The organism is Burkholderia sp. Ac-20384, from assembly GCF_017104605.1.
GTDB classification, from domain to species: domain Bacteria; phylum Pseudomonadota; class Gammaproteobacteria; order Burkholderiales; family Burkholderiaceae; genus Burkholderia; species Burkholderia lata.
In genome coordinates this window covers 1-615 of sequence record NZ_JAAGPE010000736.1, presented here as the reverse complement: position 1 = coordinate 615, position 615 = coordinate 1, and the positions used below count along the sequence as shown (strand labels likewise).

Here is a 615-nt window from a genome sequence, read left to right as displayed (position 1 = left end):
GCACCGCCTCCACCTTGAATTCCTGCGTGTATTGCCTTCTCGGCACCACGTTCTCTGCCATTCTGTTCTCCATACAGTCAAAAAGTTATCAAACTTCTTGCTGTACGTGGAATCGAGACAGGGTCAAACACCTTCATCCAGAACTTGGCGCCTTCGGTGCCTTCGATCCACGAGCCCAGAATATCACGCGTGCCGTCGGGTAGAGCGCCCAGTGCAAGGTAGATCGCCTTGTTGCGCACCACCGCTTCTTCGCGATTCTTGACCCGCAGCGCGTCAAAGAACACCACCGGATACATCGGTTCGAGCGGCCGTGCTTGCCAGGCGGTCACTTCGGCCATGACCTCGTCGGTATCGGGCGAAACCTCGGTACCGTATTGCTCCTGCAAAATCCCTGGATCTCGCGCACTGTCATGCCCCGGGCATACATGGCGACGATCTTGTCGTCGAAACCCATGAAGCGTCTCTCGTGTTTGGGAGTCACCAGCGGCTCAAAGCTGCCGTCGCGGTCGCGAGGCACCTCGATACGGATCGGGCCGTCCTCGGTCAGGACTGTCTTGGCGCCCGTGCCATTGCGCTGGTTGGTCACGGCGCTCGGCTTGGCAGCGCCTGGCGGGT

General features: G+C 59.5%; 1 pseudogene. It reads right to left on the bottom strand.

What is annotated here, in order from left to right:
- Positions 1-122 precede the first annotated feature (122 nt).
- A pseudogene (locus tag G3O00_RS43105) lies at positions 123-615 on the bottom strand (transposase); the annotation flags it as partial.